The sequence below is a fragment of the Streptomyces sp. NPDC058240 genome, assembly GCF_042882135.1.
Classification (GTDB): Bacteria; Actinomycetota; Actinomycetes; order Streptomycetales; family Streptomycetaceae; genus Streptomyces.
Genome location: NZ_JBHVWT010000013.1, coordinates 1 through 17,134, shown reverse-complemented (window position 1 = coordinate 17,134; position 17,134 = coordinate 1). Strand labels below are relative to the sequence as shown.

7 protein-coding genes and 1 pseudogene are annotated in these 17,134 nt (G+C 68.3%); 1 reads left to right on the top strand and 7 read right to left on the bottom strand.

Annotation, left to right across the window (positions count from 1 at the left end):
* Positions 1-258 precede the first annotated feature (258 nt).
* A complete protein-coding gene (locus tag ACFVX4_RS21435; protein WP_389979626.1) occupies positions 259-3,204 on the top strand; it encodes an AAA family ATPase in 2,946 nt (981 codons plus the stop codon).
* A gap of 67 nt (positions 3,205-3,271) precedes the next feature.
* Here the strand turns inward: ACFVX4_RS21435 and ACFVX4_RS21430 are convergent, their stop codons facing one another.
* The 7 genes and pseudogenes from ACFVX4_RS21430 to ACFVX4_RS21400 all read right to left on the bottom strand — a co-directional run.
* A complete protein-coding gene (locus tag ACFVX4_RS21430; RefSeq protein ID WP_389979623.1) occupies positions 3,272-3,466 on the bottom strand; it encodes a hypothetical protein in 195 nt (64 codons plus the stop codon).
* The gene (locus ACFVX4_RS21425) at positions 3,463-3,840 is read right to left on the bottom strand and encodes a hypothetical protein (protein ID WP_389979620.1); all 378 of its coding nucleotides are present in this window, start codon (positions 3,838-3,840) and stop codon (positions 3,463-3,465) included. Before ACFVX4_RS21425 ends, ACFVX4_RS21430 begins: the two co-directional genes overlap by 4 nt.
* 111 nt (positions 3,841-3,951) lie before the next feature.
* The gene (locus ACFVX4_RS21420; RefSeq protein ID WP_389979617.1) at positions 3,952-4,260 is read right to left on the bottom strand and encodes a hypothetical protein; all 309 of its coding nucleotides are present in this window, start codon (positions 4,258-4,260) and stop codon (positions 3,952-3,954) included.
* A complete protein-coding gene (locus ACFVX4_RS21415; RefSeq protein WP_389979614.1) occupies positions 4,257-4,493 on the bottom strand; it encodes a DUF4277 domain-containing protein in 237 nt (78 codons plus the stop codon). Before ACFVX4_RS21415 ends, ACFVX4_RS21420 begins: the two co-directional genes overlap by 4 nt.
* Positions 4,494-4,643: 150 nt before the next feature.
* Positions 4,644-5,873: a nucleotide disphospho-sugar-binding domain-containing protein gene (locus ACFVX4_RS21410; RefSeq protein ID WP_389979611.1), complete on the bottom strand. Its 1,230-nt coding sequence runs from the start codon at positions 5,871-5,873 to the stop codon at positions 4,644-4,646.
* A gap of 556 nt (positions 5,874-6,429) precedes the next feature.
* Positions 6,430-10,470, bottom strand: a pseudogene (locus ACFVX4_RS21405) (type I polyketide synthase); the annotation flags it as partial.
* Between the two features lie 85 nt (positions 10,471-10,555).
* A partial coding sequence (locus tag ACFVX4_RS21400) for a type I polyketide synthase (protein WP_389979608.1) occupies positions 10,556-17,134 on the bottom strand: 6,579 nt, incomplete at its 5' end.

The following is a 17,134-nucleotide window of genomic DNA, read 5'->3' as shown; positions in this document are numbered from 1 at the left end:
CGCACCCCGTCCCCGGAAGAGACCGCCCGGGGCCCGGGGCCGCAGCGAATCCCACGTCGCCCTCGTACCTACATTTTCAGCCACTTCCCCGCACCGGCGGACGAACAGCAGACGACGCCGAGCACGCTGCTTACCAGCGAAATTCACTTTTCCGTTTTTATTTGATCAAGATGAACTCCATTCGTTCGAATCCACTTGCTATGTTTGCAGCCCTGGGAGATGTGATCGCGCACAGGGGGCAGGATGGAAGCTCAGCAGATGACTCAACTCATCGACAGAGACAGCGAGTTGAGTGCGCTGAACGCCCTACTCGCCAATGCGGGAGCGGGGCGGGGCAGTATCGCACTGGTCAGCGGGCCGACCGGCAGCGGGAAAACGCAATTGCTACAAACATTCTGTAAACAAGCGGAAAACTCTAACGCCATCTTGTTGAATGCCGTAGCGTCCCGCGCCGAATGCGAGCTGCCGCTGGGCGTGATGGATCAGCTCTTCAGAAGTGAGGCGCTCCCCCCTGAGCTCCGCGACCGGGTGAACGAACTGCTGCCGGAAGGGCTCGCCACCAGCCGCAGAACGGGCTCCGACCCCGTCCTGATGAACCAGCCGAGCATCGCAGTGGCCCATGGCCTCCGGTCGTTGCTGCTGGAGCTGGGCGAGCGCGGACCCGTGGTGGTGAGCATCGACGATCTGCAGTACGCCGACGCGCCCTCCCTCCAGATGCTGTTGTTCCTGCAACGCCGCATGAAGGCCTCGCGGACGCTGCTGCTGCTCGCCGAACAGTCGACGGTCCGTTCGCCCCACCCGGTCTTCCACGCCGAGCTGTTCCGGCAGCCGAACTGCCGCAAGATACGGCTGAAGATGCTGTCCCGTTCCGGTGCGCACACCATGATTGGAACCAGACTCGGCCAGGCCAAGGCGCTGGAGCTCACCGAGGCCTACCAGGAGGCCTCGGGCGGAAGCCCGCTGTTCCTGTCCGCACTGCTGGACGACTACGAGGCGGTCCACCGGCCCAACGCCGGCAGCCACGAGAGCGAACCCGCCGTCCCCCAGGAGGCTTTCCGCAATGCGCTGATGGGCTGCCTGTACCTGGCGGAGCCGGCGGTCCTCGAAGTCGCGCGGGCGGTGGCCGCGGTGGGCAAGATCATATCGTCCGTGTCGATCGGCCACATCCTCGGCCTGGACACGGCCACGGTGGAGCATGCAATCGCCTCACTCACCGCCACCGGCCTGCTGAACTCGGAGAACTTCCGGCATCCCGCCGCGCATACGGCCATCCTGGAACAGGTGGCGCCCGAAGGCCGGCACGAATTGCACCTGCGGGTCGCGGCCGCCCTCCAGAACGAAGGCGTGTCACCGGTTGTGGTGGCAGAACAGCTCGTCGCGGCGGGCAAGGCTCCCGAAGAGTGGATGATCAATGTTCTGAGGGACGCGGCGCATTCCGAACTCGCCGCGGCCAGAACCGGCATGGCCTGCGAATACCTCGAACTGGCCCTGACCTACTGCGCCGACAGCCGGCAGCTGACGGCGCTCACCGCGGACCGCATGCGCATCGACTGGCAGAAGTGCCCAGTGAAGGCCATGCGCCACGCGATGCGATTAAAAGAGGCCCTGCGTGACGGGCACTTAACCAGCCAGGACACGGGCCTGCTGGTGCGCAACCTCCTGTGGCACGGCCGGTACAGCGAGGCACGCGAGACGCTCACCCTCTGGGAGGCACGCGACTCCGGGACCCGTCGCGCCCCGTCGGAGGAGCTCGCCGCCTTCAACGGCTGGATGACGTACTCGCATCCTTCGCTGGTGGCCGTCCCCTCAGGCTCGCCCGGTTCGCCCGGCTCTGCTGTGTCCTCCGCTGCGTTCAACTCCCCGGATTCCGCTGCTTCCTACACTTCCTACGGAGCCTTCGGGTCGCCGACCGGGGCCGAACCGGAGACAGGTCCGGGTCCGGTACGCTCCTTCGGACGCCAGGCGATCACCGTGCTGTGCCGTCTGCTCGCCCAGGGCGCGGATGACGAGGCCGTGACCAGCGCAGAGGGGGTCCTCCACAGCGTCGGCCTGGGTGTCGCCACGCTTGAGTCCTTGCACGCCGCTTTGCTCACGCTGATCTGCGCCGACCACCCGGAAAAGGCCGCTTCCTGGTGCGACGAACTGCTGAAGGAGGCGGCGGACCAGGGCTCGCCAACCTGGCAGGCAGTGTTCGCGGCGGTACGCGCTGACGCGGCCTTCCGCCAGGGCGACATGGCCACCGCCGTGCAGCACGGCGAGGCCGCGCTCGCCCAACTCCCCATCGCCTCCTGGGGCGTCGCCATAGGCGGCCCGCTGGCGACCCTGATCCTCGCCACGACCATGATGGGGCAGTACGACAAGGCGGTGAAGTACGTCGGACTGCCGGTGCCGGACACCCTCTTCGACGCCCGGTACGGACTCCATTACCTCAACGCGCGCGGGCACTTCCATCTCTCGACGAACCGGCCCGTGGCGGCGCTCGCCGACTTTGAGAGCTGTGGTCGTCTGATGCAGGCCTGGGGACTCGACCTGCCGTCCTTGATCTCCTGGCGCACCGGCGCCGCCGAAACCGCGCTGGCCCTCGGACAGAAGAGCCAGGCCAAAATGCTCATGGAGGAGCAGCTGACCCGTCCTGGAATGCACCAGCCGCGCACCCGGGGGGCATCGCTCCGGCTGCTGGCCGCGGCCAGCGATCTGGAGGACCGGCCGGCACTCCTCCAGCAGGCCGTACGGCTGCTGCAACCGGACACCGGACGCTTCGAACTCGCCCGCGCACTGGCCGATCTCAGCGACACGTACCGGCAGTTGGGCGATCCGGACCGGGCCAGGGGGATGGCGGAAAGGGCGGCCGGGATGATGAAGTCGTGCCAGGTGTGGACGGAGTGGGAGCAGCCGCTGCCGGTAGCGCGGCCCTCGCACCCGCCGACCGTACCGGCGGAGCGACACGCTGACGGGCGTCACAACGGTGGACGGCACGCAGAGCAGAAGCCGACCGGCGTCGAAGCACTGACCGACGCGGAGCGACGCGTCGCCGAGATGGCCGCGATGGGGGCGACCAACCGGGCGATCGGGCGGAAGTTCTACATCACGATCAGTACCGTCGAACAACACCTCACGAGGGTCTACCGCAAGCTGGACGTCAGCCGGAGAAGCGATCTGGCCGCGAGGCTCAATATCGTTTCGACAGAGGCCGAGTCCGCCTGAGCGGCCTCTCGGGGGCAGGGAGCGGTGCTCCTGCCGCCTCTGGGTCCGGACTTCGCGGGTCACCGTTTCAGGTCTGTGGCCAGTGGGTTTGTCCGATGTCGGTGTCGAGGAGGTCGAGGAGGTGGAGTTGGACGCCGCGGGTGATCTGGACGGTCGGCGGGTTGGTGATATGGCCGATCCGGAGGGTGAGTTCGCCGGGGTGGTAGAGGATCACACGGCCGGTCGGGCGCACCCGACGGTTGTCGGGGTAGAGGACGGTCATGGTCTGCTCGGGGCCCAGGCCCGTCTGACCTGCCGCTCGATCAGGCAGAACACAAGCAGGGCCAGGCAGATGACCTGTATGAGAGCGGCTACGCGACGGTTGTGCTGCACGAAGACCGGGGCGATGGCGAGCGGTCCCTTGAAGTCGTGGTAGCGGCGCTCGACCGCTCCCTGGCCCTTGTAGTGGACCGGGATCTGGCCCGGATCTGCTTCCTCGGCGGGCAGCGAGGTCAGCAGCGCGTACCAGCCGTCGCCCGCGGCCTCGGCATTGAGGACATCCTCGTCAAAGTGCCGGTCCAGAGCGGGGACGCCGTGCTCGTCCTCGCTGACGTGAAAGCGCAGGCAGGACGCGGAACGGCGCTTCGCCGCGATCACACCGAGGCGCCCGACGATCTTCTCGGCACTCCTGTAATGCCGTCCGCCGGCCGCCCCGGCGAGCTTGCCGAGGTCCTCAGCCGCCTTGGTCAGGCGCTTGCCCCGAGGGGCCTACTGGCCGGCGGCGTTCGCGGTGGAGTGGAACAGGATCCGCCGCACGGTGAGCTCGGGATCGCTCTTCCTCGCCCCCTTCAGGGTATGGGTGTCCTCCAGCACCCGGTAGCTCTCACGCCGCACGGCTGCCTTGCCCGCGTCACTGCCCGGTACCCAGTCCACGGTCGTGGCCCGGGTGAGGTCGAGGGCGGCATAGACCTCGTCCTTGACCTGCGCGGCCGGGGACGGAGCGATGAACTGAACCCCGGCCCTCAGCAGGGCGGCGACGTAGGAGTACGACACCAGTTTGGAGTCGGCGACCATCATCCCGGCTCGATCCCGAAGACTTCCTCCACCGCCCACGTGCGAGCCCAGTCCCCGACCCGCACCAACGGTGCAGGCCCGGTCGGCCGGTTGGCCACCAGCGCCTCGATGACCTGCCCGTGCGTCACAAGCGCGCTGACGCCACCAGGGCACACCTCATCGGTGATCCCGGCCAGATCCAGCCGACGAGTGAACTCGGAAACGACAGGCAGAGCGCCCAGACGTTTCTCCACCACGGACGTCACCGCTACTTCAAAACGCTGACGCTGAGACCGTGGCCGCGGGGACCGGGAAGTCTTCGGCACACCCCACCCAACGCCACACCCCGGCCCGAGGACACCCCGATCGTTCAGACCATACGAATCAACGACCCGCGAAGTCCGGGTCTAGGGTTCGTAGATCCATTCCAGGTAACGCTCGATCTCGTCCGCCGCGCGCCGCGCGCCTCCCGCACGGCGTGCCTGGCGTTGGAGTGCACGTACTTGGCGGCCCGTCTCCAAGTCGCCGACGAGCACGACGACCGCGTCCACGAGCGATTGCGGACCGGCGGCCTCCGGCGGCATCTGCACCCCGAGTCCAAGTTCCACCACCCGGTCGGCCACCGCACGTTCGCTGGCGCACGTGGGCACTGTGACCAGTGGCGTATTGAAATAGAGAGACTCCATTACGCTGTTCAGGTCCGAGTGGCAGACGAACGCCGACGCGCAGCGCAGCACCACCGAACGCGGAACCCATTCATGCACTTCGACGTTGGGCAACTGCTCGGCCGCCTGAAGCACACCTTCCGAATTGCTGTTCGTCATGATCACCACGTGCAGCGGCTGTCCGGCGAGGGCATCCACGCAGCTCCGGAGGAAATCCGCGTCCGCACCGAGGAGTTCGGGGTCGAGGGCGAGGCACACCACGGGCAGGCCGGTCGCGGGCAGCTGCCAGCGCTCATTCATCCGGCGTTCCGGTATGCAGGGACCGACGAACGCCACACGACTGTCGAAGAGGTGCCCGTCTGCCTGAAACTCCTTGGGCAGCAGAGCAATCGACAGGGGCTCGGGTCTCGTACAGAAGTCGCTTGGCGACAAACCTGCTTGCTCCGCCGGGGAGACAAAGCGGAACAGCCGCTCCCGGATGTCCGCGGGAAGGCCACTGACGCACTCGTCGATACCGGAATCGGATACGGCGGCGTCGTCACGAACCAGGACGTCGCCGTTGGCGAAGGACGGGTAGATCTGCACCGCCGGCCGGTTCCAGCGAAAGGTCAGCAATCGAGCGGTAATCCGGGTCGAAGCCTCGTACAGCACCAGGTCGGGCACGTCGTCGGCGAAGTCGGCATAGATCGCCTCCGCCCAGTCGAGCGTGGCTTCGACACACACGGGGTCCGCCGGCCCGCTGCATCCCCAGAGGTCGGTCTGCAGTCCGTAGGTGGGGCAGGACTCGTGGACCAGGACGTCGACGCCGGTGATGGCGGCACGCTCGGCGAACTCCTGAGTGGTGACGTAGGTGATCCGGTGATCCCTGCGGTTCAGTTCCTGGGCTATCGGCAGCATCGACCGGCTCTGGGTCTCGGCAGGAGCGCTGAGAACGACAATGCTGTAGCGCGACGGGGGGGGATCTTCGGCCATGAATACGACCTCCCCCGCTCCCTGTGCCCGAGGCGCGGTTCGTCGCCTCCCGCAAGGCCCGGGTGGATTTCCACGGGGAACTTGGTTTGTTAACAACTCGCTCAAATTGAGATCGCGTCCTGTGGTCAGGCGCCGGAGCGTACCACGCACGAGGCGCCATGCGAATACAGTCGGCCGACTTCATCTGGCCGACTCAGTAATGTCCGGTCTGCACGGGAACCATCCGAACGCACTACAAATATCCTTACTTCTGGGAAAATAACCGGTCCGCACATGAATCTTTCACAACACGGGGAAATACCTTGATCCAGGAGAGGAGGCGCACGCTTACATCGAGATAAATTCACTGTAAACTATTTCGCTGGACACAACAAAGCCCCTAACCAACCCCCTAAGGGGTGATTATTGCTGAATTCAAGCCACCCAATTCCACGATTGGCTGACTCACGCCGGGTGGGGAGCACGAAGCCCCGGTGCGCTGTGGGCGTCACCGGGGCCGCTTGCGGAATATTCCGTTCCCGCGAGCGGATGCGGGAACGTCAGATCTCCGGAAGTTTCAGTTTCCAGAAGGTTCAATTCTGATGGTTTCCAGGAGGGATCCAAGCCATTTCTCGACGGATTCGGCCGTGGTGGGGGCCGAATCCTCCAGCAGGGTGAAATGGTTCCCCGGAATCTCACGCAGTGTGTGCGGGGCCGGCCAGGAGGAGCGCCAGCTCTCGTCGCCATCGGCGCTCACGGCCGCCCCGGGCTCCCCGGCTCGACCCATGAATGATTCTGTCGGTCGTACGAACAGGACGGGTGCCGCGACTGACTGCGGACCACACTGGGTGATGAGTGAGCTGTACCGGCCCATGGCCGACAGCCTGGCCGCGGTGAAGATGCCGAAGGCATCCTCGCGCTCCAGCATCCCGTCCAGCATCTGTGCCCAGAGGCCGTCGGACGAGTCGTCCGCGTTCGCCGAGCCGTCCGCGGCAGCCTGCTCATCGCTCTTGTCGGTGGGAAGATAGGTGTCCAGCAGCACGATCGCGGCAGGCATCACCCCTTCGCTCTCCAGGCGGCTGGCCGTGGCATGCGCGAGCTGGCCGCCGGAGGAGTAGCCGACCAGTGCGAACGGTTCTTCACCAGCCAGCCGCCGTACGCTCTCGGCGAAGTGGTCGACGACTGCGTCCACCGAGTCCGGCAGCTGCTCCCCGTCCACGAATCCGGGCGGCGTCACCACATGCACATCGCGCACACCCCTGAAGTTCGCGGCGAGCCGCGCGTACTGTTGGGCTCCGGCGAGCGCCATCGGCGATGGAAAGCAGATCAGCGACGGACCGCGGGGGCCGCGGGCCAGCCTCACCGGCGGGCTCACGGTATGCAGTTGGGAGGCAGTCCGGAAGGAGGGACGCAGCTCGGCCACTGCGTTCAGCAGTGCGGTGCCTTCTGCCATCTTTCCCTCCTTCACCGCGGCCCGGAACAGCTCGCTGAGGATCTCCGGCATGCGCGACGGGCCAGCGGCGGCAACGGCGACACGGGGGGCAGCGGCAGCGGATGCCTGCGCTGACGGGGCGGAGCCCAGTTCGGTACGCAAGTACGAGGCGAGCCGGGCCGGGTTGCCGAGATCGAACACCGCTGCGGCCGGGACTTCCAGCCCGGTGGCGCGTTGCAGACTCATCCGCAGTTCTGTCGCGGAGAGCGAGTCGACTCCGGCCTCCAGGAAGCCGCGCTCCGGATCGACCTCACCGGCAGAGTCATGGCCCAGGACCGCAGCCATGTGTCCCACCACCACTTCGATCAGCAGCTTCTCTTGTTCAGGTGCGGGGAGTTCGGCCAGGCGTGCGAGCAGCCGGACCGCCGCCAGGCCGTCGGAGGGCTCCTGGCCGGCCGCAGAATCAAGCCCGTCGGTGACAGCTCCACCAAAGAGCGCGGGCGAGTCGATCCAGTAGCGGCGATGTTGAAAGGCGTAGGTGGGCAGGTCCACTGCCCGTGCGCCACTGCCCTTGTACAGCGCCTGCCAGTCCACTGCGGCTCCGCCGACGTGCAGCAGTCCCAGTCCTGCCAGAACCACCCGGGCCTCGTCACGCCGCTTGCGCATCATGGGCACCACGGTCACCCGCTCGGCCTCGCCTGCCTCCAGGCACGGCTGTACCAGCCCTGACAGCACCGCGTCCGGTCCCAGCTCCACGAATCGCGTTACGCCACGTGCCACTGCGGCGCGTATGGCGTCGTTGAAGCGGACGGCTTCGCGGACGTGGGTCACCCAGTAGTCGGGGGACGTGAGCTCACCCGGCGTGGCGGTGCGTCCGGTGACGTTCGAGATGACCGGGGTACGGGGCTCGCTGTAGGCGAGGCCCGACACCACCGTGCGGAACTCGTCCAGCATCGGGTCCATCAGCGGGGAGTGGAAGGCGTGCGAGACCTTCAGGTACGAGGTCTTGCCGCCCTGGGCGCGTACCGCTTCCACGACCTTGTCGACGGAGGCCGCCGTGCCGGAGACCACCACTGCGCGAGGGCCGTTTACCGCCGCGATCGCCGCGTTGCCGACGCCGTTGAGGTGGGTGCGGACATCGTCTTCGGTGGCCTGGAGGGCGGCCATGGTGCCGCCGTCGGGCAGGGCCTGCATGAGGCGGCCGCGCGCGGCGACCAGGGTGCAGGCGTCGGCGAGGGAGAACACGCCGGCGGCGTGCGCCGCGCTGATCTCGCCGATGGAGTGCCCGGCCAGCAGATCGGGGCGTACACCCAGCGACTCCACCAGGCGGAACAGGGCCGTCTCGACAGCGAACAGGGCGGGCTGGGCGTACTCCGTCCGGTCCAGCAGCACCGCCAGGTCCGAACCCTCCTGAGCGAAGAGCACGTCTTTCAGGGGGTGGTCCAGCAGGGGGTCCAGATGTCCGCACACCTCGTCCAGGGCTGCCGCGAACACCGGAAACGCTGCGGCGAGTTCACGGCCCATACCGGGGCGTTGGGCACCTTGTCCGGTGAACAGGAAGGCGGTCCTGCCGCTGGTGCGGGCGACTGCGCGGACGAGTTCGGTGGCGGGGGTGTCCTGGCTCAGGGCGCGCAGTCCGGTGCTGAGTTCTGCCGGGTCGGTGCCGGTGATGACGGCGCGGTGTTCCAGGTGTGCGCGGGTGGCGGCCAGGGCGTACCCGATGTCGGCCGGGGCGGGTGCGTCGGTGCGTTCCAGGAGGTTGAGCAGTCCGGCTGCCTGGGCGCGCAGCGCGTCCGGGCTGGCGCCGGACACCGGCCAGAGCACCGGCCCGGTGGTGTCACCGCGCTTCGGCCCGGCCGTCTCGGCCGGTGCCGGTGCCGGTGCCTGTTCCAGGATCACGTGCGCGTTCGTACCACTGATCCCGAACGACGACACCGCCGCACGTTTGGGCCTGCCCGCTGCCCACGGCCGGGACTCCGTCAGCAGTTCCACGCCGCCGGCCGTCCAGTCCACCTTCGACGACGGCTCGTCCACGTGCAGGGTCTTGGGCAGTACGCCGTTGCGCATCGCCATGACCATCTTGATGATCCCGGCCACACCTGCCGCAGCCTGCGTGTGCCCCAGGTTCGACTTCACCGACCCCAGCCACAGCGGGCTCTCGGCCGGCCGGCCCTTGCCGTAGGTGGCCAGCAGTGCCTGCGCCTCGATCGGGTCACCCAGAACCGTGCCCGTTCCGTGTGCCTCCACCACATCGACCTGGTCCGCCGACAGCCTGGCATTCGCCAACGCCGCCCGGATCACCCGCTGTTGGGCCGGTCCGTTGGGCGCGGTGAGACCGTTGCTGGCGCCGTCCTGGTTGACCGCACTGCCCCGCACCACCGCGAGCACCCGATGCCCGTTGCGCCGCGCGTCGGAGAGTCGCTCCACCACGAGCACGCCGACGCCCTCGGAGAACCCCGTGCCGTCGGCCGCCTCGGCGAAGGACTTGCAACGGCCATCGGCCGCAAGCCCGCGCTGCCGGCTGAAGTCGACGAAGGTCCCAGGTGTCGACATCACCGTGACGCCTGCCGCCAGCGCGAGCGAACATTCGCCGTTGCGCAGCGCCTGGCCAGCCAGGTGCAGGGCCACCAGCGACGACGAGCACGCCGTGTCCACCGTCATCGCCGGCCCCTCAAGACCGAGGGTGTAGGAGACACGGCCCGAGACAACGCTGCCGCTTCCGTAGCTGTTGATGTAGTCGTGGTACATCACACCGGCGAACACACCCGTGCGGCTGCCGCGGAGAGTGCCCGGATCCAGCCGCGCGTTCTCCAGCGCCTCCCAGGAAGCCTCCAGCAGCAGCCGCTGCTGCGGGTCGATGGCACGCGCCTCACGCGGTGCCACGCCGAAGAAGGCCGGGTCGAAGTCGGCGGCGTCGTAGAGGAACCCGCCGTGACGGGAGTACGAGGTGCCGTCGTGCTCCGGGTCGGGGTCGTACAGGGCATCGAGGTCCCAGCCCCGGTCCTCGGGAAACCCGGATATGGCATCAGCCTCTTCGGAGACCAGCCGCCACAGATCCTCCGGCGACCGGACACCGCCCGGGTAGCGGCAGGACATGCCCACGATGGCGAGCGGCTCCTGCGCCATGCCGGTCAGCTTGCGGTTCTGCTCGCGCAGACGCTCGGTCTCCTTGACGGATGTCCGCAGAGCGTCGACGAGCCTCGCGTCGGGCCGATCGGGTTGCGGAGTCTGAGTGGGCCGGCTGGGACGACTGGGCTCAGTCATTGCGGTGTCACTTCTCCCGCGTCATGTCGTTGACGTCGAATTCGTCGTACACGTTGTCGGATTCGTAGGCCGCGTCGTGGGCCGGGTCTTCGGACAGGTCGTCGTGGGCGGAACCAGAGTCCGCGAGAGCCATGCTGATCAAGGCCTCGGTGTCCATGGCATCGATGGAGTCTGCGGCTTCGTCCGCCTCTTCCGCCGCGAGTCCGGCTTCGATTCCGGCGAGTTCCAGCAGGCTGTCCATCAGGCCGGCCTCCCGCAGCCGGGACAGCGGGATCGCGGCGAGCGCGGTACGGATACGGTTCTCCGCCGACCCGGTATCCGTTGCGCTCGGGTCGTCCTCTGTCTGCGGAGCGAACTCCTCCCACAGGTGACCCGCGACCGCCTGAGTACTGGGGTAGTCGAAGATCAGCGCAGCCGGCAGACGCAGGCCGGTGGCCGCGTTGAGGCGATTGCGGAACTCCACGGCGGTGAGCGAGTCGAACCCCAGGTCGCTGAACGACCGGTCGGAGTCCACGGCTTCGGTTTCGGCATGGCCGAGTACCGCCACGGCTTGCGCGCGCACCACCTCGATCAGCAGATCCTTCCGCTCGTGTGCGGGCGTGTCCGCGAGCCGGGCGCGCAAGCTCTGCGAGTCGGCGGGCGACTGCGAAAGGGAGTGCGCGATCCGCCGTGCGGGCGCGCGCACCAAGCCGCGGAAGAGCGGCGGAAGTTCCCCCTCACCGCTCTGCGCCATGGCGCGAACGTCCAACACAGCCGGTACGAGGAGCGCGTCGGCCGGGTTGCCGATCTGGTCCTGGTCGAGCACAGCCGTATCGAACAGGGCCAGGCCCTGCTGGGCGGAGAGTGCCCCGGCACCCGCGCGTGCCATGCGGTGCGCATCGGTGCCGCTCAGCGTGCCGGCCATGCCGCCGTCGTCCGCCCACATGCCCCAGGCCAGCGAGCTGGCCACCAGGCCATGGGCCCGGCGGTGCTGGGCCAGCGCATCCAGGAAGGCATTGGCTGCCGCGTAGTTGCCCTGCCCCGGTACGCCCAGCGCCCCGGCGATGGAGGAGAAGAGCACAAACGCGGACAGGCCGAGGTCGCGGGTCAGCTCGTGCAGGTTCCAGGCCGCGTCGGTCTTGGGCCGGAGCACGGTGTCCATGCGTTCCGGAGTCAGCGAGCCGATGACTCCGTCGTCGAGCGTGCCGGCGACGTGCACGACACCGGTCAGCGGGTGGTCGGCCGGAACTGCCGCCAGCAGGGCGGCCAGTTGGGTGCGGTCGGCGACGTCACAGGCAGCAAGTGTCACGCCGGCGCCCAGCGCGGCCAGCTCGGCGGCACCGGGTGCGTCCGGACCCCGGCGGCTGGCCAGCAGTACATGGCCGGCCCCGTGTTCGGCCACCAGGTGGCGTACGACCAAGGCCCCCAGCGCGCCAGTGGCACCAGTCACCAGAACCGTGCCGTCGGCATCCCAGACCTTCCGCTCGGACGGGACATCGGCATCGGCGGGCCGGGCCGCGGCAGACACCCGCGCCAATCGCGGGACGTACACGTCGCCCTCACGCAGCGCGAGTTGCGGCTCATCTGTATGCACGGCCCGAGGCAGTGCGGCGAGAGAGGCATCGTGGCCGTCCACGTCGATCAGTACGATCCGGCCCGGATTCTCCATCTGCGCCGACCGTACGAGACCGCCCACTGCGGCACCCGCGAGATCACTCACGTCGCCGGCCGCCGTCGGGACCGCGCCCTGTGTCACCACCACCAGGGTCGACGCGGCGAACCGCTCGTCCGCCAGCCATGTCTGAAGGTCGGCGAGGGTCCGATGCGTACGCTCGCGCACCGCGGCCGCGACATCCACTCCAGCCTCGGCCGTACGGGTGTCTCCGACGACCGGCAGGACGACTACGCTCGCGTCGCCGGCGTCGCGCAGCTCCGGTACCACCGCGCTGCTCTCCACCACGGTGGCGAGAGATTCCGACCACTCGACGGCATTCGAACCGACCACTACCCACTTGCCGTTGTCGGCCAAAGCGGGAGCCGAGGGTGACGGAGCCCAGTCGACCCGGTACAGGGAGTCGTGGAACTCGGTGCGTGCCTGGGCCAGTTGCTCCTCGGAGATCGGCCGGACATCCAGCCGCTCCACCGAGACCACCGCACGACCCGCGGCATCCGCCACCTCAAGCGACACCGCACCGGAGCTCAGCGGACGCACCCGCACCCGCAGCGCCGACGCACCCGTCGCGAACAACTCCACACCCGACCACGCGAACGGCAGACCAGCCCGCTCCCCCGCACCCGTCAGACCCACCGCATGCAACGCCGCATCCAACACCGCCGGATGCACACCAAACCCCTCAACCCCCACATCCTCCGGCAACACCACCTCAGCAAACACATCCTCGCCCAGCCGCCACGCAGCCCTCAGACCCTGGAACACCGGGCCGTACACCAACCCCCCTTCCGCATATCGCTCGTACACACCCTCAACCGAGACCGGCACCGCACCCACCGGAGGCCACACGGCGAATTCGGACTCGTCCGCGCGACCGCGTGTCCCCGTGCCGAGCACACCCGCGGCGTGCCGCGTCCACGACGCGTCACCCATCACGTCCTCCTCGCCGCGCGAGTGGATGCTGAACGTGCGGCTGCCCGAGTCGTCAGGCGCGTTGACCACGAGCTGGGTGTGGATCACTCCGTGCTCCGGGAGCACCAGCGGAGTCTCCAGGGTCATCTCCGACAGCAGCGCGCAGCCCACCTGGTCACCGGCCCCGATCGCCATCTCGACAAAGCCTGTGCCGGGGAAGAGCACGGTGTCACCGATGGCGTGGTCGGCCAGCCATGGCTGGGTCCGGGTGGAGAGCCGGCCGCTGAAGAGCAGACCGTCCGGCTCGGCGAGCACGGCGGCTGCTCCCAGCAGCGGGTGATCGCCTGCGCCGGATGCCGCACCGAACGGGGAGTAACCGTCGATCCAGTAGCGCCGGCGCTGGAAGGGGTAGGTGGGAAGGTCGACCTGCTGAGCTGTTCCTGAGGCGTGCAGGCCCGCCCACTGGACGGTGTGGCCACTGGTCCAGAGGTGGGCCAGCGCGGAGAGGGTTTCGGCCTGTTCGGGGCGGTTGCGGCGTAGGAGGGGGATGAATGCAACTGTGATGTCGTCGGGCAGGGCGTCGGGGGCCATGGCGGTCAGGACCGCGTCCGGGCCGATCTCCAGGAAGGTGGTGACGCCCTCGGCCGCCAGAGCCTGGATGCCATCGGCGAAGCGGACGGCATCGCGGACGTGGGACACCCAGTAGTCGGGGGAAGTGAGTTCACCGGGTGCGGCGGTACGGCCGGTGACGTTCGAGACGACGGGGATACGGGGCTCGCTGTAGGTGAGTCCCGTCACCACTGCCTTGAACTCCTCCAGCATCGGGTCCATCAGCGGGGAGTGGAAGGCGTGCGACACCTTCAGCCGGGACGTCTTTCGGCCCTGTGCCCGCAGTTCTTCCACCACCGAGTCGACGGTGTCCTTGCTGCCGGAAATGACCACCGCACGGGGACCGTTGACCGCCGCGACCGCAGCGTCCTCGGCGCGGTCCAGGAGCGTGAGGATCTCGTCCTCGGTGGCCTGGACGGCGGCCATGATGCCGCCGTCAGGCAGGGCCTGCATGAGCCGGCCGCGCGCGGCGACCAGGGAGCAGGCGTCGGCGAGGGAGAACACGCCGGCGGCGTGCGCCGCGCCGATCTCGCCGATGGAGTGCCCAGCCAGCAGATCGGGGCGTACACCCAGCGACTCCACCAGGCGGAACAGGGCCGTCTCGAAAGCGAACAGGGCGGGCTGGGCGTACTCCGTCCGGTCCAGCAGCACCGCCAGGTCCGAACCCTCCTGAGCGAAGAGCACATCCTTCAGGGGGTGGTCCAGCAGGGGGTCCAGGTGCCCGCACACCTCGTCCAGGGCTGCCGCGAACACCGGGAACGCCGCAGCGAGTTCACGGCCCATACCGGTCCGCTGCGCGCCCTGGCCCGTGAACAGGAACGCCAGCAGACCCTCGGTCACCGCCCCTTCGACCACACCCGGCGCACCCTCGCCAGCAGCCAATGCCCGTAGACCTGCGATCAGTTCATCACGTCCGGTACCCGCAATCACCGCACGGTGGTCCAGCTGCGCCCGCGTCGTCGCCAGTGCGACGCCCACATCCACCGGCTCGGGAGCGTCCTCGCGCCCCACCAGGCCCAGCAGCCCCGCCGCCTGCGCGCGCAACGCCGCCGCGTTCGTGGCGGACACCGGCCACGCCAAGGTCCCGGGACGGCCGGCCAGCTCGTTCGCCGGCCGCAGCCCGGAGGCGGACCCGGAGCCGACGGGCTCGGGGGCCTGCTCAATGATCACGTGCGCGTTCGTGCCGCTGATCCCGAAGGACGAGACGGCCGCGCGCCTCACTTCCCCGGCCTCCCAGGGCCGGGACTCCGTCAGCAGTTCCACACGGCCGGCCGTCCAGTCCACCTTTGACGACGGCTCGTCCACGTGCAGGGTCTTGGGCAGTACGCCGTTGCGCATCGCCATGACCATCTTGATGATCCCGGCCACACCCGCGGCGGCTTGGGTGTGTCCCAGGTTCGACTTGATGGAGCCGAGCCACAGCGGGTGCTCGGCGGCGCGGTCACGTCCGTACGTCGCCAGCAGCGCCTGGGCCTCGATCGGGTCGCCCAGGACCGTGCCCGTACCGTGTGCCTCCACCGCGTCGATCTGGTCCGCCGACAGCCTGGCATTCGCCAAGGCCGCCCGGATCACCCGCTGTTGGGCCGGGCCGTTCGGCGCCGTCAAGCCGTTGCTCGCGCCGTCCTGGTTCACTGCGCTGCCGCGTACCACCGCAAGCACCTGGTGACCGTTGCGTCGCGCGTCCGAAAGCCGCTCCACCACCAGCACGCCGACGCCCTCGGACCAGCCGGTGCCGTCCGCCGCCTCGGCGAAAGACTTGCAACGACCGTCGCCCGCCAGGCCGCGCTGCCTGCTGAATTCGATGAAAGTGGCGGGTGTGGACATCACCGTCACGCCGCCGACCAGGGCGAGGGAGCATTCGCCGGTGCGTAGAGCCTGGCCCGCCAGGTGCAGGGCCACCAGGGACGACGAGCACGCCGTGTCCACAGTCACGGCCGGCCCTTCCAGGCCGAAGGTGTAAGCGATACGGCCGGAGACGATGCTGCCCGCGCTGTGACTGGTCGGGTAGTCGTGGTACATCAGGCCTGCGAAGACGCCGGTCGAGCTGCCCTTCACGGTCGCGGGGTCGATGCCTGCCCGCTCGAACGCCTCCCAGGAGGCCTCCAGCAGCAGTCGCTGCTGCGGGTCCGTGCTCAGTGCTTCGTTCGGGCTGATCCGGAAGAAGGCGGCGTCGAAGTCGGCCGCGTCGTGCAGGAAGCCGCCCTTGTTCACGTACGTGGTGTCCGGCCGCTCGCCGTTCGGGTCGAAGATCGCGCTGGTCTCCCAGCCGCGGTCCTGCGGGAACTCGGAGACGGTGTCATTGCCCTCGGAGACCAGTTTCCACAGGTCTTCGGGCGACTCGATGCCGCCGGGATAGCGGCAGGACATGCCCACGATGACGATCGGGTCGTCGGTTACGAGCCCCTCGTGGCTCACCGGCGCAACAGCGGGGGTGTCGAGCGTGCCGAGGAGTTCATCGTGGAGATGGTCCGCGAGGTCGCCGGCAGTCGGGTAGTCGAAGACGAGAGTGGCCGGCAGGCGCAGGCCGGTCGCCGCGTTCAGCCCGTTGCGCAGTTCCACCGAGGTCAGCGAGTCGAAACCCAGGTCACTGAAGGCGCGGTCCGGCGCGATGGCCGCGGGCGTCGCATGACCCAATACGTCGGCGACCTGTCCCCGCACCACATTGAGCAGCGCGCGTTCCCGCTCGGCCGGGGTGAGTGCGGACAGCTGATGGTGCAGCGTGTCAGCGGTGGTGCCGTCGCTGATGGCAGCGGTACGTCGCACCGTGGGGACCAGGTGGTGGTAGAGGGACGGGAGTGCGGTGCCCTGTGCTCGCAGCGCCTCCACATCAAGACGTACCGGTACCAACGCCGCGTCCGCCCGCGCACCCGCATCAAACAACCGCAAGCCGTCCACCACCGACAACGGCAACACACCGCCCCGCGCCATCCGCGAACGATCGCCCTCCGACAACCCACCACCCATACCCCCCACACCCGTGTCACCCCAGAGACCCCACGCCAACGAAGCACCCGGCAACCCCTCCGCCACCCGAAACTCCACCAAACCGTCCAAAAACGCATTCGCCGCCGCATAATTCCCCTGCCCCGGCACCCCCAACACACCAGCAGCAGACGAAAACACCACAAACGCATCCAACGCCAAACCCCGCGTCAACTCATGCAAATTCCACCCACCCAACACCTTCGGCCGCAACACCGCACCCAACCGCTCCGCAGTCAGCGAACCCACCAAACCGTCATCCAGCACACCCGCCGCATGCACCACCCCACACAACGGAAACTCCTCAGGAATCCCCGCCAACACCCCCTCCAACGCACCACGATCCGCCACATCACACGCCACCAACTCCACCGACACCGCACCCAACCCCAACAACGACGCCACCAACTCACCCGCACCCTCAGCACCACC

Bases quoted from the DNA above. Each gene is read 5' to 3' on its own strand.
- ACFVX4_RS21410 (WP_389979611.1), bottom strand. From the start codon at position 5,873: ATGGCCGAAGATCCCCCCCCGTCGCGCTACAGCATTGTCGTTCTCAGC.
- ACFVX4_RS21420 (WP_389979617.1), bottom strand. From the start codon at position 4,260: ATGATGGTCGCCGACTCCAAACTGGTGTCGTACTCCTACGTCGCCGCC.
- ACFVX4_RS21435 (WP_389979626.1), top strand. From the start codon at position 259: ATGACTCAACTCATCGACAGAGACAGCGAGTTGAGTGCGCTGAACGCC.
- ACFVX4_RS21430 (WP_389979623.1), bottom strand. From the start codon at position 3,466: ATGACCGTCCTCTACCCCGACAACCGTCGGGTGCGCCCGACCGGCCGT.